The sequence below is a fragment of the Sphingomonas sp. 67-41 genome (genome assembly GCF_001899725.1).
GTDB classification, from domain to species: domain Bacteria; phylum Pseudomonadota; class Alphaproteobacteria; order Sphingomonadales; family Sphingomonadaceae; genus Sphingomonas; species Sphingomonas leidyi.
This window is the reverse complement of record NZ_MKWJ01000023.1, coordinates 254,418-271,688: the sequence shown is the minus strand read 5'-3', so window position 1 is coordinate 271,688 and position 17,271 is coordinate 254,418. Positions and strand designations below refer to the sequence as shown.

Annotated in this window: 14 protein-coding genes and 1 tRNA gene; 9 read left to right on the top strand and 6 right to left on the bottom strand. The window is 66.8% G+C overall.

Translation table 11 applies throughout. The annotated features are described in order from the left end of the window. Position 1: 1 nt before the first annotated feature. On the bottom strand, positions 2-691 hold the full coding sequence (locus BGP17_RS17925) for a response regulator transcription factor (RefSeq protein ID WP_286712965.1): 690 nt from the start codon (positions 689-691) through the stop codon (positions 2-4). Positions 692-802: 111 nt separating this feature from the next. Next, entirely contained in the window at positions 803-1,861 is a 1,059-nt protein-coding gene (locus tag BGP17_RS17920; RefSeq protein ID WP_286712964.1) for an SDR family oxidoreductase, read from the bottom strand. A 203-nt stretch (positions 1,862-2,064) separates the two neighbouring features. Here BGP17_RS17920 and BGP17_RS17915 point away from each other — a divergent pair, with 203 nt between their 5' ends. The 3 genes from BGP17_RS17915 to BGP17_RS17905 all read left to right on the top strand — a co-directional run bounded on the left by BGP17_RS17915 (position 2,065) and on the right by BGP17_RS17905 (position 4,958). After that, positions 2,065-2,700, top strand: a complete 636-nt coding sequence (locus tag BGP17_RS17915; RefSeq protein ID WP_218822123.1) for an ATP-dependent Clp protease proteolytic subunit — start codon at positions 2,065-2,067, stop codon at positions 2,698-2,700. A gap of 120 nt (positions 2,701-2,820) precedes the next feature. Further along, positions 2,821-4,077 (top strand): ATP-dependent Clp protease ATP-binding subunit ClpX, encoded by a 1,257-nt coding sequence (clpX, locus tag BGP17_RS17910; protein WP_137864312.1) that lies wholly within the window; start codon positions 2,821-2,823, stop codon positions 4,075-4,077. A 203-nt stretch (positions 4,078-4,280) separates the two neighbouring features. Beyond that, a complete protein-coding gene (locus tag BGP17_RS17905) occupies positions 4,281-4,958 on the top strand; it encodes a hypothetical protein (protein ID WP_167298287.1) in 678 nt (225 codons plus the stop codon). On the opposite strand, the gene BGP17_RS17900 is transcribed toward BGP17_RS17905, so the two are convergent. Continuing rightward, positions 4,927-6,384, bottom strand: a complete 1,458-nt coding sequence (locus BGP17_RS17900; protein ID WP_286712963.1) for an NCS1 family nucleobase:cation symporter-1 — start codon at positions 6,382-6,384, stop codon at positions 4,927-4,929. The two genes, BGP17_RS17905 and BGP17_RS17900, sit on opposite strands and share 32 nt — an antisense overlap. A 135-nt stretch (positions 6,385-6,519) precedes the next feature. Here BGP17_RS17900 and BGP17_RS17895 point away from each other — a divergent pair, with 135 nt between their 5' ends. Continuing rightward, positions 6,520-7,143 carry a hypothetical protein gene (locus BGP17_RS17895; protein ID WP_286712962.1) on the top strand — a complete coding sequence of 208 codons (624 nt, stop codon included), beginning with the start codon at positions 6,520-6,522 and terminating at the stop codon, positions 7,141-7,143. A gap of 98 nt (positions 7,144-7,241) precedes the next feature. Here the strand turns inward: BGP17_RS17895 and BGP17_RS17890 are convergent, their stop codons facing one another. Genes BGP17_RS17890 through BGP17_RS17880 form a run of 3 tightly spaced genes read right to left on the bottom strand, consistent with a single transcriptional unit; the run spans position 7,242 to position 11,306 of the window. Further along, positions 7,242-7,847, bottom strand: a complete 606-nt coding sequence (locus BGP17_RS17890) for a methyltransferase family protein (RefSeq protein ID WP_286712961.1) — start codon at positions 7,845-7,847, stop codon at positions 7,242-7,244. Between the two features lie 2 nt (positions 7,848-7,849). Beyond that, the gene (locus tag BGP17_RS17885) at positions 7,850-9,562 is read right to left on the bottom strand and encodes a M1 family metallopeptidase (RefSeq protein ID WP_286712960.1); all 1,713 of its coding nucleotides are present in this window, start codon (positions 9,560-9,562) and stop codon (positions 7,850-7,852) included. A 10-nt stretch (positions 9,563-9,572) separates the two neighbouring features. Then, positions 9,573-11,306 (bottom strand): M1 family metallopeptidase, encoded by a 1,734-nt coding sequence (locus BGP17_RS17880; RefSeq protein WP_286712959.1) that lies wholly within the window; start codon positions 11,304-11,306, stop codon positions 9,573-9,575. A 219-nt stretch (positions 11,307-11,525) separates the two neighbouring features. Here BGP17_RS17880 and lon point away from each other — a divergent pair, with 219 nt between their 5' ends. The 5 genes from lon (at position 11,526) to BGP17_RS17855 (ending at position 17,208) form a co-directional block, all read left to right on the top strand. Then, a complete protein-coding gene (gene lon / locus BGP17_RS17875) occupies positions 11,526-13,922 on the top strand; it encodes an endopeptidase La (RefSeq protein WP_167298292.1) in 2,397 nt (798 codons plus the stop codon). Positions 13,923-14,091: 169 nt separating this feature from the next. Further along, on the top strand, positions 14,092-14,364 hold the full coding sequence (locus BGP17_RS17870) for an HU family DNA-binding protein (RefSeq protein ID WP_086129015.1): 273 nt from the start codon (positions 14,092-14,094) through the stop codon (positions 14,362-14,364). A gap of 84 nt (positions 14,365-14,448) precedes the next feature. Then, positions 14,449-14,523 (top strand) — tRNA-Val (locus BGP17_RS17865). Between the two features lie 122 nt (positions 14,524-14,645). Next, a complete protein-coding gene (locus BGP17_RS17860; protein ID WP_167298293.1) occupies positions 14,646-15,044 on the top strand; it encodes a hypothetical protein in 399 nt (132 codons plus the stop codon). Positions 15,045-15,135: 91 nt separating this feature from the next. Continuing rightward, complete coding sequence (locus tag BGP17_RS17855; RefSeq protein ID WP_286712958.1) at positions 15,136-17,208, top strand: M13 family metallopeptidase; 2,073 nt, start codon at positions 15,136-15,138, stop codon at positions 17,206-17,208. Positions 17,209-17,271: the final 63 nt, after the last annotated feature.

The following is a 17,271-nucleotide window of genomic DNA, read 5'->3' as shown; positions in this document are numbered from 1 at the left end:
CTCAGGCGCGGAACATGTAGCCGACTCCGCGCACGGTCACGATCGGATCGGGGAGGCCGGGCAGCTCGAGCCGCTGGCGCAGGCGCCGGATATAGGCGTCGACGATGTTGGTGGTGGGAACGAAATCATAGCCCCAGACGCGCTCGAGCAGCAGCGGCCGGGTGAGCACCGTGCCCGCCTCGCGGACGAGCTCGGCGAGCAGCTTGATCTCTGTCTTGTGCAGCTCGATCGGCTGGCCCGCACGCGTGACCCGGTGCCGCGCGACGCTCACCGTGACGTCACCTGCCGTCACCGTCGCGCTGTCGGCGCCATTGGCCTGGCGGCGGCGGAGCAGGGCGCGGATGCGGGCGTGGAGCTCGTCGGTCTCGAACGGCTTGACGACATAGTCGTCGGCGCCGGCCTCCAGCCCTTCCACCCGCTCGGGGAGGCGGCCCAGCGCGGTCAGCAGGATCACCGGCGTCAGCACTTCCTGCTCGCGCAGCCAGCGCAGCACGTCGACTCCGTCGACGAAGGGAAGCATCCGATCGAGGATCACGATGTCGAACGGATCGTCGCCGATCGCCGCGATCGCCGCGCGCCCATCGGCAACCGCCTGGACGGCATAGCCCCGTTCGCTCAGCTGGTCGCCCAGCAGGCGGCGCAGCGGTTCGTCATCCTCGACGAGGAGGAGGCGCACGGGGTCGTCGGACATCGATTGGCTGGCCAAGGTTCGCATCCAGGCAAGGTTCGTGCCCCTGTAAGGGGAAGGCAGGCAAAGGTCGATCCGAAACAATGGGGCCGCGAGCGTTCGGGCCCGGAGCGCTCAGGCCCGGGTCTCCACCAATCCCAGCGCGATCAGGCTGTGCGCAGTGGCGAGGATCGCCTCCGCATTGCCGCGGGGCTGCCAGTCGAGCAGCTTGCGTGCCTTGACGTTGCTGGCATTGGCCCGGATGCCGAGCCGCGGCGCCGCCTCGCGCGCCATCGGATTGAAGAGGGCGAGGATCCGCACCAGCCAGCTCGGGATGCGGCGGCGCGTGATGTTGCCGGCCGCGTCGCCCAGGTCGGCGCGCAGGATATCGGCCATTTCGGGAATCGAGACTGCCTTGCCCGCCACGGCGAGGAATCGCTCGCCCGCCGCGCCGGCATGCGTCATCGTCTCGATCTGCAGGCTGGCCACGTCGCGCACGTCGACCACGCCGAACCACAGGTCGGGCAGGCCGGGCATCCTGCCCTCGATCATCGACTTCACCAGCCAGATCGAAGTGGAAAGATCGTCGTTGAGCGCCGGGCCGAAGATGCCGACGGGATTGACCACCGCCAGCTCGAGGCCGTTGCCCTCGGCTGCGATGAAGTCCCATGCCGCGCGCTCGGCGAGGGTCTTGGACTTCATATAGGGCTGGACGGCGGGGCCGTTCACATCGGTCCAGTCGGCCTCGGTATAGTCGCTATGGCTATGGCCATGGCCATAGCCGATCGCGGCGAAGCTGGAAGTGAGCACCACGCGCTTCACGCCCGCGTCGCGCGCCGCTCGCAGCACCCGGAGCGTGCCGTCCACGGCCGGGCGGATCAGTTCCTGTTCGTCGGCGGGCTGGCTCTGCGGGAAGGGGGAGGCGACGTGCTGGACATAGTCGCAGCCGGCCACGGCCTCGGCCCAGCCTTCGTCCCTTTCCAGATCCGCGGCGACGAAGCTCAGGCGGCGCGTATCGGCGCCGGCCCGCTCGAGCGTCGCGCGGACCTGTGGCTCGCGCGCGAGGCTGCGGACCGTGGTGCGGACATCATGCCCCGCCGCCAGCAACTGGAGGATGACATGGCTGCCCACGAAGCCGGAGCCGCCGGTGACCAGGACCTTGTGCGTCGTCATGATGCCATCATGGGGCAGCACCGTTGCGCCTTCAAGGCAGCGCGGGCGTGGAGGGCGTGCAGCCCTGGCCGGCCATCCGCGCGTTCCCGGGCGGCGGCCCTCCGTGAAAGCCCTTGTCGCGACTAACCATAACCAAGGCTTGAACTCCGCTCGCCAAGCGCCGATGTTGGGTCGGGCAAACAGACATAACGAGATTTTCACCCATGCATCCGCTTTCCGGTCAGATGACCATTGACCCCGTCACCGGCGGCCTCGTCCCCATCGTCATCGAGCAGTCGAGCCGCGGCGAGCGCAGCTTCGACATCTATTCGCGCCTGCTGCGCGAGCGCATCGTTTTCGTGACCGGCCCTGTCGAGGACCATATGGCCTCGCTGATCACCGCCCAGCTGCTCTTCCTCGAGTCCGAGAACCCGAAGAAGGACATCTGGATGTACATCAACTCGCCGGGTGGCGTGGTGACCGCCGGCATGGCGATCCACGATACCATGCAGTATATCCGCCCGCGCGTCGGCACGGTCTGCATCGGCCAGGCGGCGTCGATGGGCAGCTTCCTGCTCGCTTCGGGCGAGCCGGGCCTGCGCGTGGCGCTCACCAATGCCCGGATCATGATCCACCAGCCTTCGGGCGGCGCCCAGGGCATGGCCTCGGACATCGAGATCCAGGCCAAGGAGATCCTGCGGATTCGTGCGCGGATGAACGATCTCTACGTGAAGTACACCGGCCAGCCGCTCGACAAGATCGAGCGCGCGATGGACCGCGACACCTTCCTGGAGGCGAACGAGGCCAAGGAATTCGGCCTGGTCGACGAAGTGTACGAGAAGCGGCCGATGCCGACCGACGGCGAGGCTGCGGCCGCCTGATCGTCAGGAGCTGTTTAAGGAGTCTGGCGTAATAGCCAGATTCCGGGTTTGCCGGATAATCTCCCGCGTGTAGGATGGCGGGTGGCGTAACGTGCGCGCGGCGCACCAAGGATGGATTGAATGACCAAGCTCAGCGGCGGTGACTCGAAGAGCACGCTCTATTGTTCGTTCTGCGGCAAGTCGCAGCACGAAGTGCGCAAGCTCATCGCGGGCCCGACCGTGTTCATCTGCGACGAGTGCGTGGAGCTCTGCAACGACATCATTCGCGAAGAGACCAAGTCCGCGCTCGTCAGCAAGAAGGACGGCGGGGTCCCGACGCCGCAGGAGATCTGCGACGTCCTCGACGATTATGTGATCGGCCAGAAGCGCGCCAAGCGCGTGCTCTCGGTGGCGGTGCACAACCACTACAAGCGGCTGAACCACGGCGCCAAGGGCGCGGACGTCGAGCTTTCGAAGTCGAACATCCTGCTCGTCGGCCCCACCGGCTGCGGCAAGACGCTGCTGGCGCAGACGCTGGCGCGCATCCTCGACGTGCCGTTCACCATGGCGGACGCCACCACCCTCACCGAAGCCGGCTATGTCGGCGAGGACGTGGAGAACATCATCCTCAAGCTGCTCCAGGCCTCCGACTATAATGTCGAGCGGGCGCAGCGCGGCATCGTCTATATCGACGAGATCGACAAGATCAGCCGCAAGGCCGAGAACCCGTCGATCACGCGCGACGTGTCGGGCGAGGGCGTGCAGCAGGCGCTGCTCAAGCTGATGGAAGGCACCACGGCGAGCGTTCCGCCGCAGGGCGGGCGCAAGCATCCGCAGCAGGAATTCCTGCAGGTGGACACGACCAACATCCTGTTCATCTGCGGCGGCGCCTTTTCGGGGCTGGAGAAGATCATCGGCGATCGCCTGCAGGGCAAGTCGATCGGCTTCGGCGCGCATGTCGCCGCACCGGACGAGCGCCGCACCGGCGAGATGCTCAAGCAGGTCGAGCCGGAGGATCTCCTCAAGTTCGGCCTGATCCCCGAGTTCGTCGGCCGCCTGCCGGTGATCGCGACGCTCGAGGATCTCGACGTCGAGGCGCTGATCAAGATCCTCACCGAGCCGAAGAACGCGCTGGTCAAGCAGTATCAGAAGCTGTTCGACATGGAGGGCGTGAAGCTGGGCTTCAACGACGACGCGCTCACTGCCGTCTCGAAGAAGGCCATCGAGCGCAAGACCGGCGCGCGCGGCCTCCGCTCGATCCTGGAGGGCATCCTGCTCGACACGATGTTCGACCTGCCTTCGATGGACGGGGTGGACGAAGTCGTGGTCGACAAGGACGTGGTCGGCGGCACCAAGGAGCCGGTGCGCGTCTATGCCAAGAAGGAAAAGGCGGGCTGAGCGCAGCGCGCCGGCTCTGGCTGGATTTCAGGAGGCCCTTTCCGCGAGCGCGGGGAGGGCCTTCTGCTTTTCGGCACCCTCGAGCCAGCAATCGTCATCCCCGCGAAGCCGGGGATCCAGCGGCATGAAGGCGAACCCCCTGCCGCTTCGGACCCCGCCTTGGCGGGGATGACGCGCAAGGGATGCTCTGCCATCATTCCCCGATGCGGGGGGCAAGGAGCAGAACGGACAGACTCGCCGCCGCGCAGGCGCGCCGCCGGCATGTCCGTTTCCGGCACGCCCTTATCTGGCTGCTGGTCGGCGCGGTCGTCTATGCGGTGGCGCTGGCGCTTGCGATCCTGCTTCATCCCGATCCGAAGGTCGTGCTGGCGCCGGTGATCGGCCCCAGCCTGTACCTCACGCCGCTGTTCGGCATGCCCTATCTCTTCGCCAGCGCGCGGCAGCGCGGATGGGCGCGCCGGCTATTCTATTTCACCGCGGTGCTCACCTTCGTCCATGTCGCGGCCAATTATCTCGCCTGGCGGCACGCCTCGATCAGCTTCGCGCTCGAGCCCGATCCCCAGGCCTATGTCCAGGATCTGGGCACCGGCGCGGTGGGCGGTTTCGCGGGCGGGGCGCTGGCGCTGATGCTGCTGGTGCCGCTGCGCCTGGCGCCTTTCCACGCGGGCAGTCGCGCGATCATCCTGCTCGGCATCGCCGCGCTCACCCTGCTCGGCGCGCTCGGCATGGCGCAGGGGCTGCTGCTCACCGGCGCCCATGGCTACCAGTTGAAATCGGCGGGCTTCGTCTTCTGGCTGGAGTGCGTGCACTTGCCCTGGCAGGCGTGCCTGGCGTTCTTCCTGGCCTGGCTCATGCGGCTCGGGCGGCGACCCGCGGGCTGAGCCGCATCAGCGCGAGATAGACCAGCAGCGCAACGGCCAGGCCGACGAACCAGGCCCAGGTATAGATCGCCATCCATGCCGGCCCGGCGGCGAAGGCACCGGGCGCGGCGGTGGCGAGGAAGCCGGGCAGGTTGGGCAGCACGCCGGCCGCGAAGGCGATCAGCGCCGCCGGGTTCCAGCCGCGGCGATAGGCATAGGCGCCGTCCGCGCGATAGAGGTCGTCGACCTGCAGCCGCGTGCGGCGGATCAGCCAGTAATCGGCGATCAGGATGCCGGCGATCGGCCCGAGCAGCGCCGAATAGCCGGCAAGCCAGACGAAGATATAGCCGCCGGTGGAGGCGAGCAGCTTCCACGGCATCATCAGGATCGCGATCGCCGCGGTGATTATGCCGCCGGTCCGGTAGCTGATCCGCGCCGGCCAGAGCGAGGAGAAGTCATAGGAAGCGGAAACGAGGTTCGCGGCGATGTTGCACGAGATGGTGTCGACGCTGATCACGATCAGCCCGAGCAGCACCAGCGGCCCCTCGAACCGGCCGGAAAGCGCGACCGGGTCCCAGATCGCCTCGCCATAGATCACGACCGTGGCGCTGGTGGTGATCACGCTGGCGAGCGCGATCAGCCCCATCATCGGCGGCAGGCCGAGGGACTGGCCGATCAGCTGGTCGCGCTGCGAACGGGCGAAGCGCGTGAAGTCGGGAATGTTGAGCGCGAGCGTCGCCCAATAGCCGATCATCGCGGTGAGCGCGGGCCAGAACACGGCCCAGAACTGCCCGGCCTTCGGGCCGCCCGGCACGAAGGCGGAGGGCGCGTGGAAGATGGGGCCGAGCCCGCCCGCCGCCTCCACCGCCCACCAGACCAGCGCGATGCAGACCAGGATCTTCGCCGGCGCGGTCCAGGTCTCCAGCCGGCGAATGGTAAGCAGCCCCTTGCGCACGAAGAAGAGCTGGAGCGACCAGAAGAGGAGGAAGGCGACCAGCTGCCCGCTCCCGATGCCGAGCATCGGGAGCGGGGCGCCGCGCAGGTCGGCGCGGACCAGCACGCCGAACAGGGTGAGCAGCGCCTCGCCGCCGATCCAGGTCTGGATGCCGTACCAGCCGCAGGCCACCAGCGCCCGGGCCAGGGCGGGCAGCCGCGCGCCCGCGGTGCCGAACGAAGCGCGCACCAGCACCGCATAGGGAATGCCGTGCCGGGCGCCGGCATGGCCGATCAGCAGCATCGGCACGAGGACGATGCCATTGCCCAGCAGCACGGTGAACGCCGCCTGGCCGGCGGACATGCCCTGTTCGACCAGCCCCGCGGCGAGCATCCAGGCCGGCACCGCGACGATCATGCCGATCCACAGCGCGGTATAATGATACCATGCCCAGCTGCGCTGCCCGGGCCCGGTCGGCGCGAGGTCGGTGTTCCAGAGCGCTTCGTCCGCCATGCTTCCCCCCAAGATGCCGGCCCAACGGATTGGAATGTCGCGCGAAGCCGGCGGCGCCGCAAGGCCGACTTTGTGTTGACGCGACTCAAGATGAGGCGCACCCTAGGTGTATTGGCCGGATAGAGGAGTGTTCCTATGTCTGATGCTGCTATCCTCGCGGATGAAGATCCCCGCGAGTATCATTCGTCGTTCAATCTTGCCCTCGATTCCGCCGCGGGCACGGCATTCAAGTGGCTTATCCTCGGCCACCTGTTCTTCATCGCCGGGTTGTGCGTGCTGACCCTGGCGAATGTCGCCAACGCGGCCGTGTGGCTTACGCCTCTGCTTACCTTGCCTCTGGTCTGGGCCGGGCGGGGCCACAAGCTGGCGATGAAGGTCGCCGTGCTGATCGTCGGCCTCACCTTTGCGCACTGGGCGGGCGCCCAGCTGGCGAACCAGGTCAATGCCTCCACGGATCCGATGCGGTTCGGCCTGATCGGCGGCGGCGTGGGAGCGGGCCTCGCCCTGCTGTTCGTTCTGGGCAGTGGGCTTGGCCGTCGCGGGATCGCGCCGGTGATCTTCGCCGTGTTCGGCACGGCGATGCTGGCGGGCCTCGGCGCGCTGGTCGTCTATCTCTACATGACGACCGGTTCGACCAGCGAGACCTTCCCGGGCAACTGGGTCCAGCTGCTCAAGATCTACACGCCCTGGCAGATCGGTTTCGCCTTCGTGCTCGCCAAGGTGCTGCGGCCGGACGGCGCGGTGATCGAGGAGGAATAGGGCTGCGTGCCGGGGGCAGTCCCCCGGCACCTGCTCCAGGGGCGTTCGTCTTCCCTGCCTGCGTGGGGAGGATGGGGCTTGCCGATTGCGGCTCGACCCTAGATCAGCCCCGGCACGAAGCGCTTCACGCGCGCGGCATAGGCGTCATAGGCGGTGCCGAACTGTGCGCGGAGGAGCCTCTCTTCACGGCGCACGCGCATCCAGGTGCCGACCCAGTAGAGCGGCACCCCCAGGATCAGTCCGCGCCAATGGCCGAGCGCCAGCGCCATCACGAGTATCCAGACGAACAGCGCGACATAGATGGGATTGCGGACCACCGCGAAGGGGCCCCAGGTGACGAGCTGATGGTCTTCGCGCGTGCGCGCGACGATCGCCCAGTTTCGCCCCATGGCGCGCGAAGAGGCGACGAACAGCCCGATCACCCCGGCCATCAGCACCAGGACGGCGGCAAACTGGCCGATCGCGGCTGGGTCCGGTGCTCCCACGACCATCTCGAGTGGGCCGAATCCCACCGCAAGGAACCCGAGCGCCTGCACGGCGACGCCGATCATCGAGCCCGAATCGCGCTTGCTGGTCACTTCGGTGCCTGCCGTGCCGCGCCTGGCCTTGGCGGCGAGCAGCACCGCGACCCAGACGATCATGCTGCCGCAAAGCGCGGCGACCGCATAGACGCTGGTAGGTTCGGGATGGACGAGTGCGATCATGATCACCTCCGATAGGCATTGGCCTGATAGGCCTCGACGGCAGCCGAATATTTGAGGACCCGCGCGTTCGGATCGACGACGACATGCGCGTCGGCCGGCACGTTCAGCGTTGCGGTGCCGCCCGGCATCTCGACCAAGCGCACCTTGCCGTCGACCGAGACTTCCACCGGCAGCGGGAACGGCTTGTCGTTCGCCACCTTCCAGCGCAGCGTCAGCGTGTCGCCCTGGCGCGCCTCGACCAGTTCCGGCAGCGGTGCCTGGTAGAGATAGACGTCGAAGAACCATTGCATGTCGCGGCCGGTTACGTCGTTCACGATCTTGATGAAATCCGGCGTGGTGGCGAAGCGCGGGGTGAAATTGCCCGGCCTGGGATCGGGGCGACCATAGACCAGCCGGCGCGTCGCATCGAAGAACCTGTCGTCGCCGATCAGGTTGCGCAGCGTATGGAGGATCCAGGCGCCCTTGACGTAGATGTCCTGGCCCGGGCCGCCCTTCTCCTCCTCATACACCTGCTCCTCGGTGCGGATCTTGCCGGAGACGATCGGCGCATGGTTGGTGATCTGGAGGCGGAACTCGTCCATCATCACCGCATAGCGCGCGTCGCCCTCGCGCCAGCGGCCGTAGAGCGGCTGCATGTACTGCGCGAAGCCCTCGTGCAGCCAGTAATCGTCCCAATTGCTGGCGGACATCTGGTTGCCGAACCATTCATGGCCCAGCTCATGCTGGAAGATCTCGTCGAAGCCCGAGGGATATTGCTTGTAGTTGTTGCCATAGGCGTTGATCGTCTGGTGCTCCATGCCGAGATGCGGGGTCTCGGCCACGCCCATCTTCTCGTCGCCCCAGGGATAGGGTCCGATCACCCGCTCGTAGAAATCGAGCGCGGGGGCGAATTCGGCGAACAGCGTCCGCGCCTTCTCGTCGCGGCCCGGAATGTACCAATATTCCATCGGGATCACGTTGCCGAAGCGGCTTCTATAGTCGGCCTGGATCAGCTTGTAGGGGGCGATCTGCAGCGTCACCGAATAGGGATTGGGGCTGCGTGCACGCCAATGCCAGGTCGAGCGGCCGTCGGGCAGCGTGTCGGTGCCGACCAGCTTGCCGTTGCCCGCGACCTTCAGGTCCTTGGGCACCGTGACGTGCAGGTCGACCATGTCGGGCTCGCCCCTGGGGAAGTCGAGACAGGGCCAGAACAGGTCGCAGCCATAGCCTTCGGCAGTGCTGGCGATCCAGGGCTGGCGATCGGGCCCCGGCGTCCTGGCCCAGACCATGCCGTCGTCCCAGGGCGGGCGGACCGCGACGTGCGGCGTGCCGCCATAGCTGATCTTCACCACCGCCTTGCCGCCGGCCGCGAGCGGGCGGGGCAGGGCGACCGTCAGCCGGCCCTCGGGGTTCGACCAGTCGGCCGGTGCCAGCGCCTTGCCGTCGACGCTGATCGCAGTGACCGGCAGGTTGCGGTCGAGATCGATCTGGAGCGCCTTCTGCGCGATAGCGCTGGTGATGGTCAGCGTCGCGATGCCGGCGATGCGCTGCGTCGCCGGGAACACTTCGATGGCGAGGTCGGCATGGTCGAGGTGCAGCGCGGCGCGCTCGGGGCTGATCGGACCGCCCGATTCCTGCGTCGTGGGCGTGAGCGGCGGCTCGCCGGGCTTGACCTGGGCCTGGGCGGTGGTGGCCGAAAGAGCGAGGGCGGAGGCTGCGAGGAGATATTGGTGCATCGGAACCTCCCTAGCGCGATGTCTGGGCCGCGCGCCACGCCTGGAACGCGTCGATATCGGCGGAGCGCTTCAGGATCTTCGACCAGGGATCGACGACGTAATGCGCACCCGCCGGCAGGTCGATCGTGTCGCTGCCGTCGCGCATCGCCAGCGTGATCAGCCTGTCGCCCAGCTGCACTTCCACCGGCATCGGAAAGGGCCTGTCTCCGGGCGCCTTCCACCTGAGCGTCAGCCGATCGCCCGTCTGCTCGGTCAGCAGTTCGGGCAGCGCCGCCTCGTACAGATAGACATCGAAGAACCATTGCAGCTTGCGGCCCGAAGTCTGCTCCATGAAGGCGATGAACTCGGGCGTGCTCCGGTAGAGCGGTTTGAAATTGCCGGGCCTGGGATCGGTGCGGCCATATATCGCCAGGCGCAGCCCGTCGAAAAAGGCCTTGTCGCCGATCAGGTTGCGCAGCGTGTGCAGCGTCCAGCTGCCCTTGGTGTAGATGTCGCCGCCGCGCCCGTTCCTGTCCTCATAGACGTCCTCGGCCGATTGCGGCTTGCCGGTGACGATGGCCGACCTGGCGCGGATGCCGATGCGCTCCTGGAGCAGCATCGCGGTATAATCGCCCTTGCCGCCTCGCCATTCGGCATAGAGCGGCTGCATATAGGTGCCGGTGCCCTCGTGCAGCCAGAAATCGTCCCAGTTGCCCGCGGTCAGCTGGTTGGCGAACCATTCATGGGCGAATTCGTGCTGGAACAGGTCGTCATAGCCCCAGGGGGTCTTGGCGTATTTGTTGCCATAGGCGTTGACCGTCATGTGCTCCATGCCCTTGTGCGGCGTCTCGACCACGCCGAGCTTCTGGTCGCCAAAGGGATAGGGGCCGATCATGGTCTCGAAGAAGTCGAGCGTCGGGGCGAATTCCGCGAACAGGCCCTTCGCCTGCCGTTCCTCGCCGGGCAGGTACCAATAGAACATCGGGATCGTGTTGCCGAAGCGGCTCTTATAGTCGCCCGAGATCACCTCATAGGGTCCGACATTGAGCGCGATGCCGTAGAGCGTCGGGTTGGTGACGTGCCAGTTCCAGGTCGAGCGGCCGTCGGCGAGCGTGTCGGTGCCCTTGAGCACGCCGTTGGAGATCGCCTTCAACCCCTTGGGCACGGTGATGTGCAGGTCGATGAAATCGGGTTCGTAGGTGGGATAGTCGATGCACGGCCAGAACAGGTCGCAGCCTTCCATCTGCACCGCGGTTGCCACCCAGGGCTGGCCCTGCGGCGTCTTCGCCCAGACGAATCCGCCGTCCCAGGGCGCCCGCACCGCGACGTGCGGCGTGCCGCCATAGGTGATCGCCGCGGTCACCGTGCCGCCGGCGCGCACCGTCTTGCCGAGCTGGATGGTCATCCGGCCCTCGGGATTGCTCCACGCTCCCGGCTTCAGCGGCCTGCCGTCGATCGCGATCGCGCTGACCGGCAGATTGCGATCGAGGTCGATCACCAGCGTCCGGATCGGCGCGGTGGCCGCGAAGCGCAGCGTGCCCACGCCCTTGATCGACTGGCTGTCGGGCAGCACTTCGATCCTGAGGTCGGCGCTCTGGAAGCGCACCAGCTTCTGCACCGGATCGAGCGGGCCGCCCGAGCTGCTCGTCTGCGCGGTCAGCGGCGGTTCGCCCGGCTTGATCGTCTGCGCGGCGGCGGGAGCCGTGGCGAGGGCCAGGGCCGAAGCGGCGAGGAACGGGGACGTGCGGATGCGGGCCTCCTTCATGCGGTGAGCGCGCCGGGCGCGATGCGGAATTGAACTGGCCCTGGAGCGCGGCGGCAAGGGAAATCCGTGGCGCGGCGGACCGATGCGGTCGCAAAGACCCTTGTCCGTGCCGCATTGGGAAGCAACACTCCACAACCTAACCGCGTTCGGCGATTGATGCAGGCAGCCCGGTCCCCATATAATGGTGCTGAGGAGCCCTGTGCGGGCTCAGGAGTATCCATGAAGCATTCCTACCCCGTTCTTCCCCTCCGGGACATCGTCGTCTTCCCGCACATGATCGTGCCGCTGTTCGTGGGCCGCGACAAGTCGGTCGCTGCGCTCGAGGCTGCAATGGCCGACGACAAGGAGATCTTCCTCGTCGCCCAGCTCGATCCGGCCGAGGACGATCCGGGCCGCGAGGATCTGTACGATACCGGCGTCTCCGCCGAGGTCCTCCAGCTGCTCAAGCTGCCCGACGGCACCGTGCGCGTGCTCGTCGCCGGCAAGGAGCGGGGCGTGCTCGTCTCGATGGAGGAGGGCGGCGCCTATCTGACGGCGAACGTCGCGCCGGTCGAGGACGATGCCGCCGAAGGCGCCGAGATCCAGGCGCTGATGCGCTCGGTGGTCGACCAGTTCGAGAATTACGCCAAGCTCAACCGCAAGCTGCCGGCGGAGACCGCGGTGCAGCTCGCCGAGCTGGAGGACGCCTCGCGCCTTGCCGACGCGGTTGCCGCCAACATTGCGGTCAAGGTCGCCGAGAAGCAGTCGCTGCTCGTCGAGACCAATCCGATGAAGCGCCTCGAGATGGTGTTCGCCTTCATGGAGGGCGAACTGGGCGTGCTGCAGGTCGAGAAGAAGATCCGCAGCCGCGTGAAGCGCCAGATGGAGAAGACGCAGCGCGAATATTATCTGAACGAGCAGCTCAAGGCGATCCAGCGCGAGCTGGGCAATGAGGGCGAGGAAGGCGATGGCGACGAAGTCGCCGAGCTGACCCAGAAGATCGCCACGCTGAAGCTCAGCAAGGAAGCGCGCGCCAAGGCCCAGGGCGAGCTCAAGAAGCTCAAGACCATGGCGCCGATGAGCGCCGAGGCGACAGTGGTGCGCAACTATCTCGACGTGCTGCTGGGTCTGCCCTGGGGCAAGAAGTCGAAGCTGAAGAAGGACATCGCCGAGGCGCAGAACGTGCTCGACGAGGACCATTACGCGCTCGAGAAGGTCAAGGACCGGATCGTCGAATATCTTGCGGTCCAGGCGCGCACCAACAAGCTGAAGGGGCCGATCCTGTGCCTGGTCGGCCCGCCGGGCGTGGGCAAGACCTCGCTGGGCAAGAGCATCGCCAAGGCGACGGGGCGCGAGTTCATCCGCCAGTCGCTGGGCGGCGTGCGCGACGAGGCCGAGATCCGCGGCCATCGCCGCACCTATATCGGCTCGCTGCCGGGCAAGATCGTGTCGAACCTGAAAAAGGCCGGCACCTCGAACCCGCTGTTCCTGCTCGACGAGATCGACAAGCTCGGCCAGGATTTCCGCGGCGACCCCGCCTCGGCGCTGCTCGAGGTGCTGGATCCGGAGCAGAACAACAAGTTCAACGACCATTATCTGGAGATCGACATCGATCTTTCGGACGTGATGTTCGTGTGCACCGCGAACTCGCTGAACCTGCCGCAGCCGCTGCTCGACCGCATGGAGATCATCCGGCTCGAAGGCTATACCGAGGACGAGAAGGTCGAGATCGCCGAGCGCCACCTGATCGAGAAGCAGATCGAGGCGCATGGCCTGAAGGAAGGCGAATTCACCCTCGCGCCCGAGGGCCTGCGCGCGCTGATCCAGAAATACACGCGCGAGGCGGGCGTGCGCACGCTCGAGCGCGAGATCGCCAAGCTTGCCCGCAAGGCGCTGCGCAAGATCCTGGAGGGCAAGGCCGAGAGCGTGACGATCACGCCGGACAATCTCTCCGAGTTCGCCGGCGTGCCCAAATATCGTCACGAGCTTGGCGAGGAGGAGAACCAGATCGGTGCGGTCACCGGCCTGGCCTGGACCGAGGTGGGCGGCGAGCTGCTGACCATCGAGAGCGTCACCGTGCCCGGCAAGGGCATGATCAAGACGACCGGCAAGCTGGGCGACGTGATGAAGGAATCGGTCGAGGCCGCGTTCAGCTTCGTCAGGGCGCGCAGCCCCGCCTATGGGATCAAGCCCAGCCTGTTCGGGCGCAAGGACATCCATGTCCACTTGCCCGAGGGCGCGGTGCCCAAGGACGGCCCGTCGGCGGGCATCGGCCTGGTGACGGCGATCGTCTCGACGATGACCGGCGTGCCGGTGCGGCGCGACATCGCGATGACCGGCGAAGTGACCCTTCGCGGACGCGTGCTGCCGATCGGCGGGCTCAAGGAGAAGCTGCTCGCGGCGCTGCGCGGCGGCATCAAGACGGTGCTGATCCCGGAAGAGAACCAGAAGGACCTCGCCGAGATTCCCCAGAACATTCGCGACGGGCTCGAGATCGTGCCGGTCAAGCATGTCGACGAAGTGCTGCGCCTGGCGCTGACCGAGGCGCTTACGCCGATCGACTGGAGCGAGGCCGACGAGCTGGCAACCCAGCCTCCCGCCGGCAGCACGGGCAGGGGAGATGCCGTCCATCATTGATGGGCGGCACCATCCTTAACGCGCCAGTCATCGTAACCTTTTCGTCATTTCGAGGGAAAAGCGGGCTGAATCGTTTTGACAGCGCGGGCGGGGGCGTGCTGACGTGATCGCTCGGCCCGCCGCCGCGACTCGCGCATTTCTGCGTATTCATGAGGGGGAAAATCACGAAATGAACAAGCAAGAGCTGATCGGTCAGGTCGCCGACACCTCCGGGCTGGGCAAGGGCGATGCGAGCAAGGCCGTGGAGGCCGTGTTCGATGCCATCCAGGCCGCGCTCAAGAAGGGCGACGAAGTTCGCCTGGTCGGCTTCGGCACCTTCTCGGTCAGCAAGCGCAAGGCGTCGACGGGCCGCAACCCGCGCACCCGCGAACCGATGACCATCAAGGCGTCGAACCAGCCGAAGTTCAAGGCAGGCAAAGGCCTGAAGGATGCGGTGAACTAAGCCGTATCTAATGGGTCTTTGGGGCTGGACAGCAGGGGCTGCGCCGCCTAAAGGCCCGCTTCCCATTTTGGCCGAACGGCCAATGGGCGCGTAGCTCAGTGGTAGAGCACACCCTTCACACGGGTGGGGTCGTAGGTTCAATCCCTACCGCGCCCACCATTGCAAAGGCCCGTCGGTCCCGGTGACCGGCGGGCCTTTTGGTTCGCTTCGGCCGAACGGGGGCGAAGCCTGCATCATGGCTGAATTTGCGCGTGCCATTTCCTTTCCGGCCGGGGAGGGGGATGTCCGTGTTTCACCGTTTCGTCATGATGGCTGTGCCGCTCGTGCCGCTGATGGCCTGCTCCGATGACTGCGGGAACCGGATCGTCTCCAGGATCGATGCGCCCGGCGGCGCCCGGAGCGCGGTGCTGTTCCAGCGCGACTGCGGCGCGACCACCGGCTTCTCCACCCAGGTCTCGATCCTGTCCGGGGGCCAGGCGCCGGCGGGAAGGGGCAATGCCTTCATCGCGGATGCCGATCACGGCGCAGCGAGGCGGGGTGCCTGGGGCGGCCCATGGGCCGAGATCCGATGGCTGCGCGCGGATCATCTCGAGGTCCGATACGCACCCGGATCGCGCATCTTCCTGAAGCGCGAAACGGTGTCCGGCGTGCGGGTCAGCTATCGGCCGGCGAACGAATGATATGCGCTCGCGCAAGGATGTTGCGCGGCTGCCGGTGTCGTGACACACCATCCCCCGACGCGCCTAACGTCTCGATATCGGGGGACCTCCATTGAAGAAATATCTGCTGCTCGCATCGGCCGTGGCCGTGCTCGCCGTACCTGCGATCGGTTTCAGCCAGCAATCCGCGGCACCCGTCGCTGCCGGCGCCACCGCCGACGCAGGCGCGACCCGCTACGGCGCCTGGGGCTTCGACCTCACCGGCATGGACAAGAGCGTGAAGCCGGGCGACGACTGGTATCGCTTCGTCAACGGCGCCTGGACGGATCGCACGGCGATCCCCGCCGACCGCTCCTCCTATGGCGCCTTTGCCGTATTGCGCGATCTTTCCGAAGTGCGGATGCGCAGCCTGATCTCGGGCTATAGCGCCGCCGATGCCGCGCACCCGGACCGGATGAAGGCGGCGATCCTCTATTCCGGTTTCATGGACGAGGCGCTGGCCGAGAAGCTCGATGCCCAGCCGCTGGTCGAGCGCCTGGCGCCGGTGAAGGCGGCGGCGAGCAAGGACGACCTGGCCAGGCTGATGGGCGCCTCGGTCGGCGGCTTCGGCAGCAGTTTCTTCGGTGTGGGCGTGAACGATGACGCCAAGAACCCGGACGTCTATGCGCTTTATCTGCGCCAGTCGGGCCTGGGCCTGGGCGATCGCGACCTGTATCTCGACGCCAAGTTCGCGCCGCAGGTGGCGCGCTATCAGCAATATGTCGCGCAGCTGCTCGGCATGGCCGGCTGGACGGATGCCGATGCGGCGGCGGCCAGGGTGGTCGCGATGGAGACCCAGATCGCCAAGGCGCACTGGACGCGCGCGCAGAGCCGCGACCGCGACAAGACCTATAACCCCACCGGCATCGCCGAGCTCAAGGCACAGGCGCCGGGCTTCGGCTGGGACGCGTTCTGGGCGGCCGCGGGCCTCGGCAAGGCCGATCGGGTGATCGTCGCGCAGAACACCGCGATCCCGGTGATCGCCAAGATCTTCGCCGACACCGATCTCGATACGCTCAAGGCCTGGCAGGCCTTCCGCACCACCGACGATATCGCGCCGCTGCTCTCGAAGCGCTTCGTCGATGCGCAGTTCGAGTTCCGCGCGAAGTTCCTCAACGGCCAGCCCCAACAGCGCGAGCGCTGGAAGCGCGGCGTGGCGTTCGTCGAGCGCGGCGTGGGCGAGGGCGTGGGCCGCGACTATGTCGCGCTCTATTTCCCGCCGGCTTCCAAGGCGAAGATGGATACGCTGGTGGCGAACCTGCGCGTCGCGCTCGCCGGGCGGATCGACAAGCTCGCCTGGATGAGCCCCGCCACCAAGGCCCAGGCCCAGGCCAAGCTCAAGGGCTTCACCGTCAAGATCGGCTATCCGGACAAATGGCGCGATTATTCCGCGCTGGAAGTGAAGCCGGGCGATCTGGTGGGCAATGCCGAGCGTTCCGGCCGCTTCGAATGGGACTATCGCCGCAACCGCCTGGGCGGACCGGTCGACAAGGCCGAATGGGGCATGACCCCGCAGACGGTGAATGCCTATTACAACTCGGTGAAGAACGAGATCGTCTTCCCGGCCGCGATCCTGCAGGCGCCCTTCTTCGATCCCCAGGCCGACGATGCGGTGAACTATGGCGGCATCGGCGGCGTGATCGGCCACGAGATCAGCCACGGTTTCGACGATCAGGGCCGCAAGTCCGACGGCAACGGCGTGCTGCGCGACTGGTGGACGGCGGAGGATGCCGCCAAGTTCGAGGCGCAGGCCTCGCGGCTCGGCGCGCAATATGAAGCGTACAGCTTCGACGGGCTCCCCGGCGTCCATATCAACGGCCGCGCCTCGATGGGCGAGAATATCGGCGATCTGGGCGGCGTGCTGATCGCGCTCGATGCCTATCACCAGTCGCTGGGCGGGAAGAAGGCGAAGCTGATCGACGGCTATACCGGCGACCAGCGCTTCTTCCTTGGCTGGGGCCAGGTCTGGCGCACGCTGTTCCGCACCGAGGCGTTGCGTCAGCAGCTGGTCAGCGATCCGCACTCCCCGGGCCAGATCCGCGCGGTGAATCCGTTGCGCAACGTCGATGCCTGGTATGCGGCGTGGAAGATCGGGCCGGACCAGAAGCAATATGTCGCACCGGCGGACCGGGTGCGCATCTGGTGAGGTGATCCGCGAGGATCGCAGAGAATATTGCATGAGGGCCCGCTGGTCACCTGACCGGCGGGC

Coding starts and splice junctions, on each gene's coding strand:
- BGP17_RS17925 (WP_286712965.1), bottom strand. CDS start 691: ATGTCCGACGACCCCGTGCGCCTCCTCCTCGTCGAGGATGACGAACCG.
- BGP17_RS17915 (WP_218822123.1), top strand. CDS start 2,065: ATGACCATTGACCCCGTCACCGGCGGCCTCGTCCCCATCGTCATCGAG.
- clpX (WP_137864312.1), top strand. CDS start 2,821: ATGACCAAGCTCAGCGGCGGTGACTCGAAGAGCACGCTCTATTGTTCG.
- BGP17_RS17905 (WP_167298287.1), top strand. CDS start 4,281: ATGCGGGGGGCAAGGAGCAGAACGGACAGACTCGCCGCCGCGCAGGCG.
- BGP17_RS17900 (WP_286712963.1), bottom strand. CDS start 6,384: ATGGCGGACGAAGCGCTCTGGAACACCGACCTCGCGCCGACCGGGCCC.
- BGP17_RS17895 (WP_286712962.1), top strand. CDS start 6,520: ATGTCTGATGCTGCTATCCTCGCGGATGAAGATCCCCGCGAGTATCAT.
- BGP17_RS17890 (WP_286712961.1), bottom strand. CDS start 7,847: ATGATCGCACTCGTCCATCCCGAACCTACCAGCGTCTATGCGGTCGCC.
- BGP17_RS17885 (WP_286712960.1), bottom strand. CDS start 9,562: ATGCACCAATATCTCCTCGCAGCCTCCGCCCTCGCTCTTTCGGCCACC.
- BGP17_RS17880 (WP_286712959.1), bottom strand. CDS start 11,306: ATGAAGGAGGCCCGCATCCGCACGTCCCCGTTCCTCGCCGCTTCGGCC.
- lon (WP_167298292.1), top strand. CDS start 11,526: ATGAAGCATTCCTACCCCGTTCTTCCCCTCCGGGACATCGTCGTCTTC.
- BGP17_RS17870 (WP_086129015.1), top strand. CDS start 14,092: ATGAACAAGCAAGAGCTGATCGGTCAGGTCGCCGACACCTCCGGGCTG.
- BGP17_RS17860 (WP_167298293.1), top strand. CDS start 14,646: ATGTCCGTGTTTCACCGTTTCGTCATGATGGCTGTGCCGCTCGTGCCG.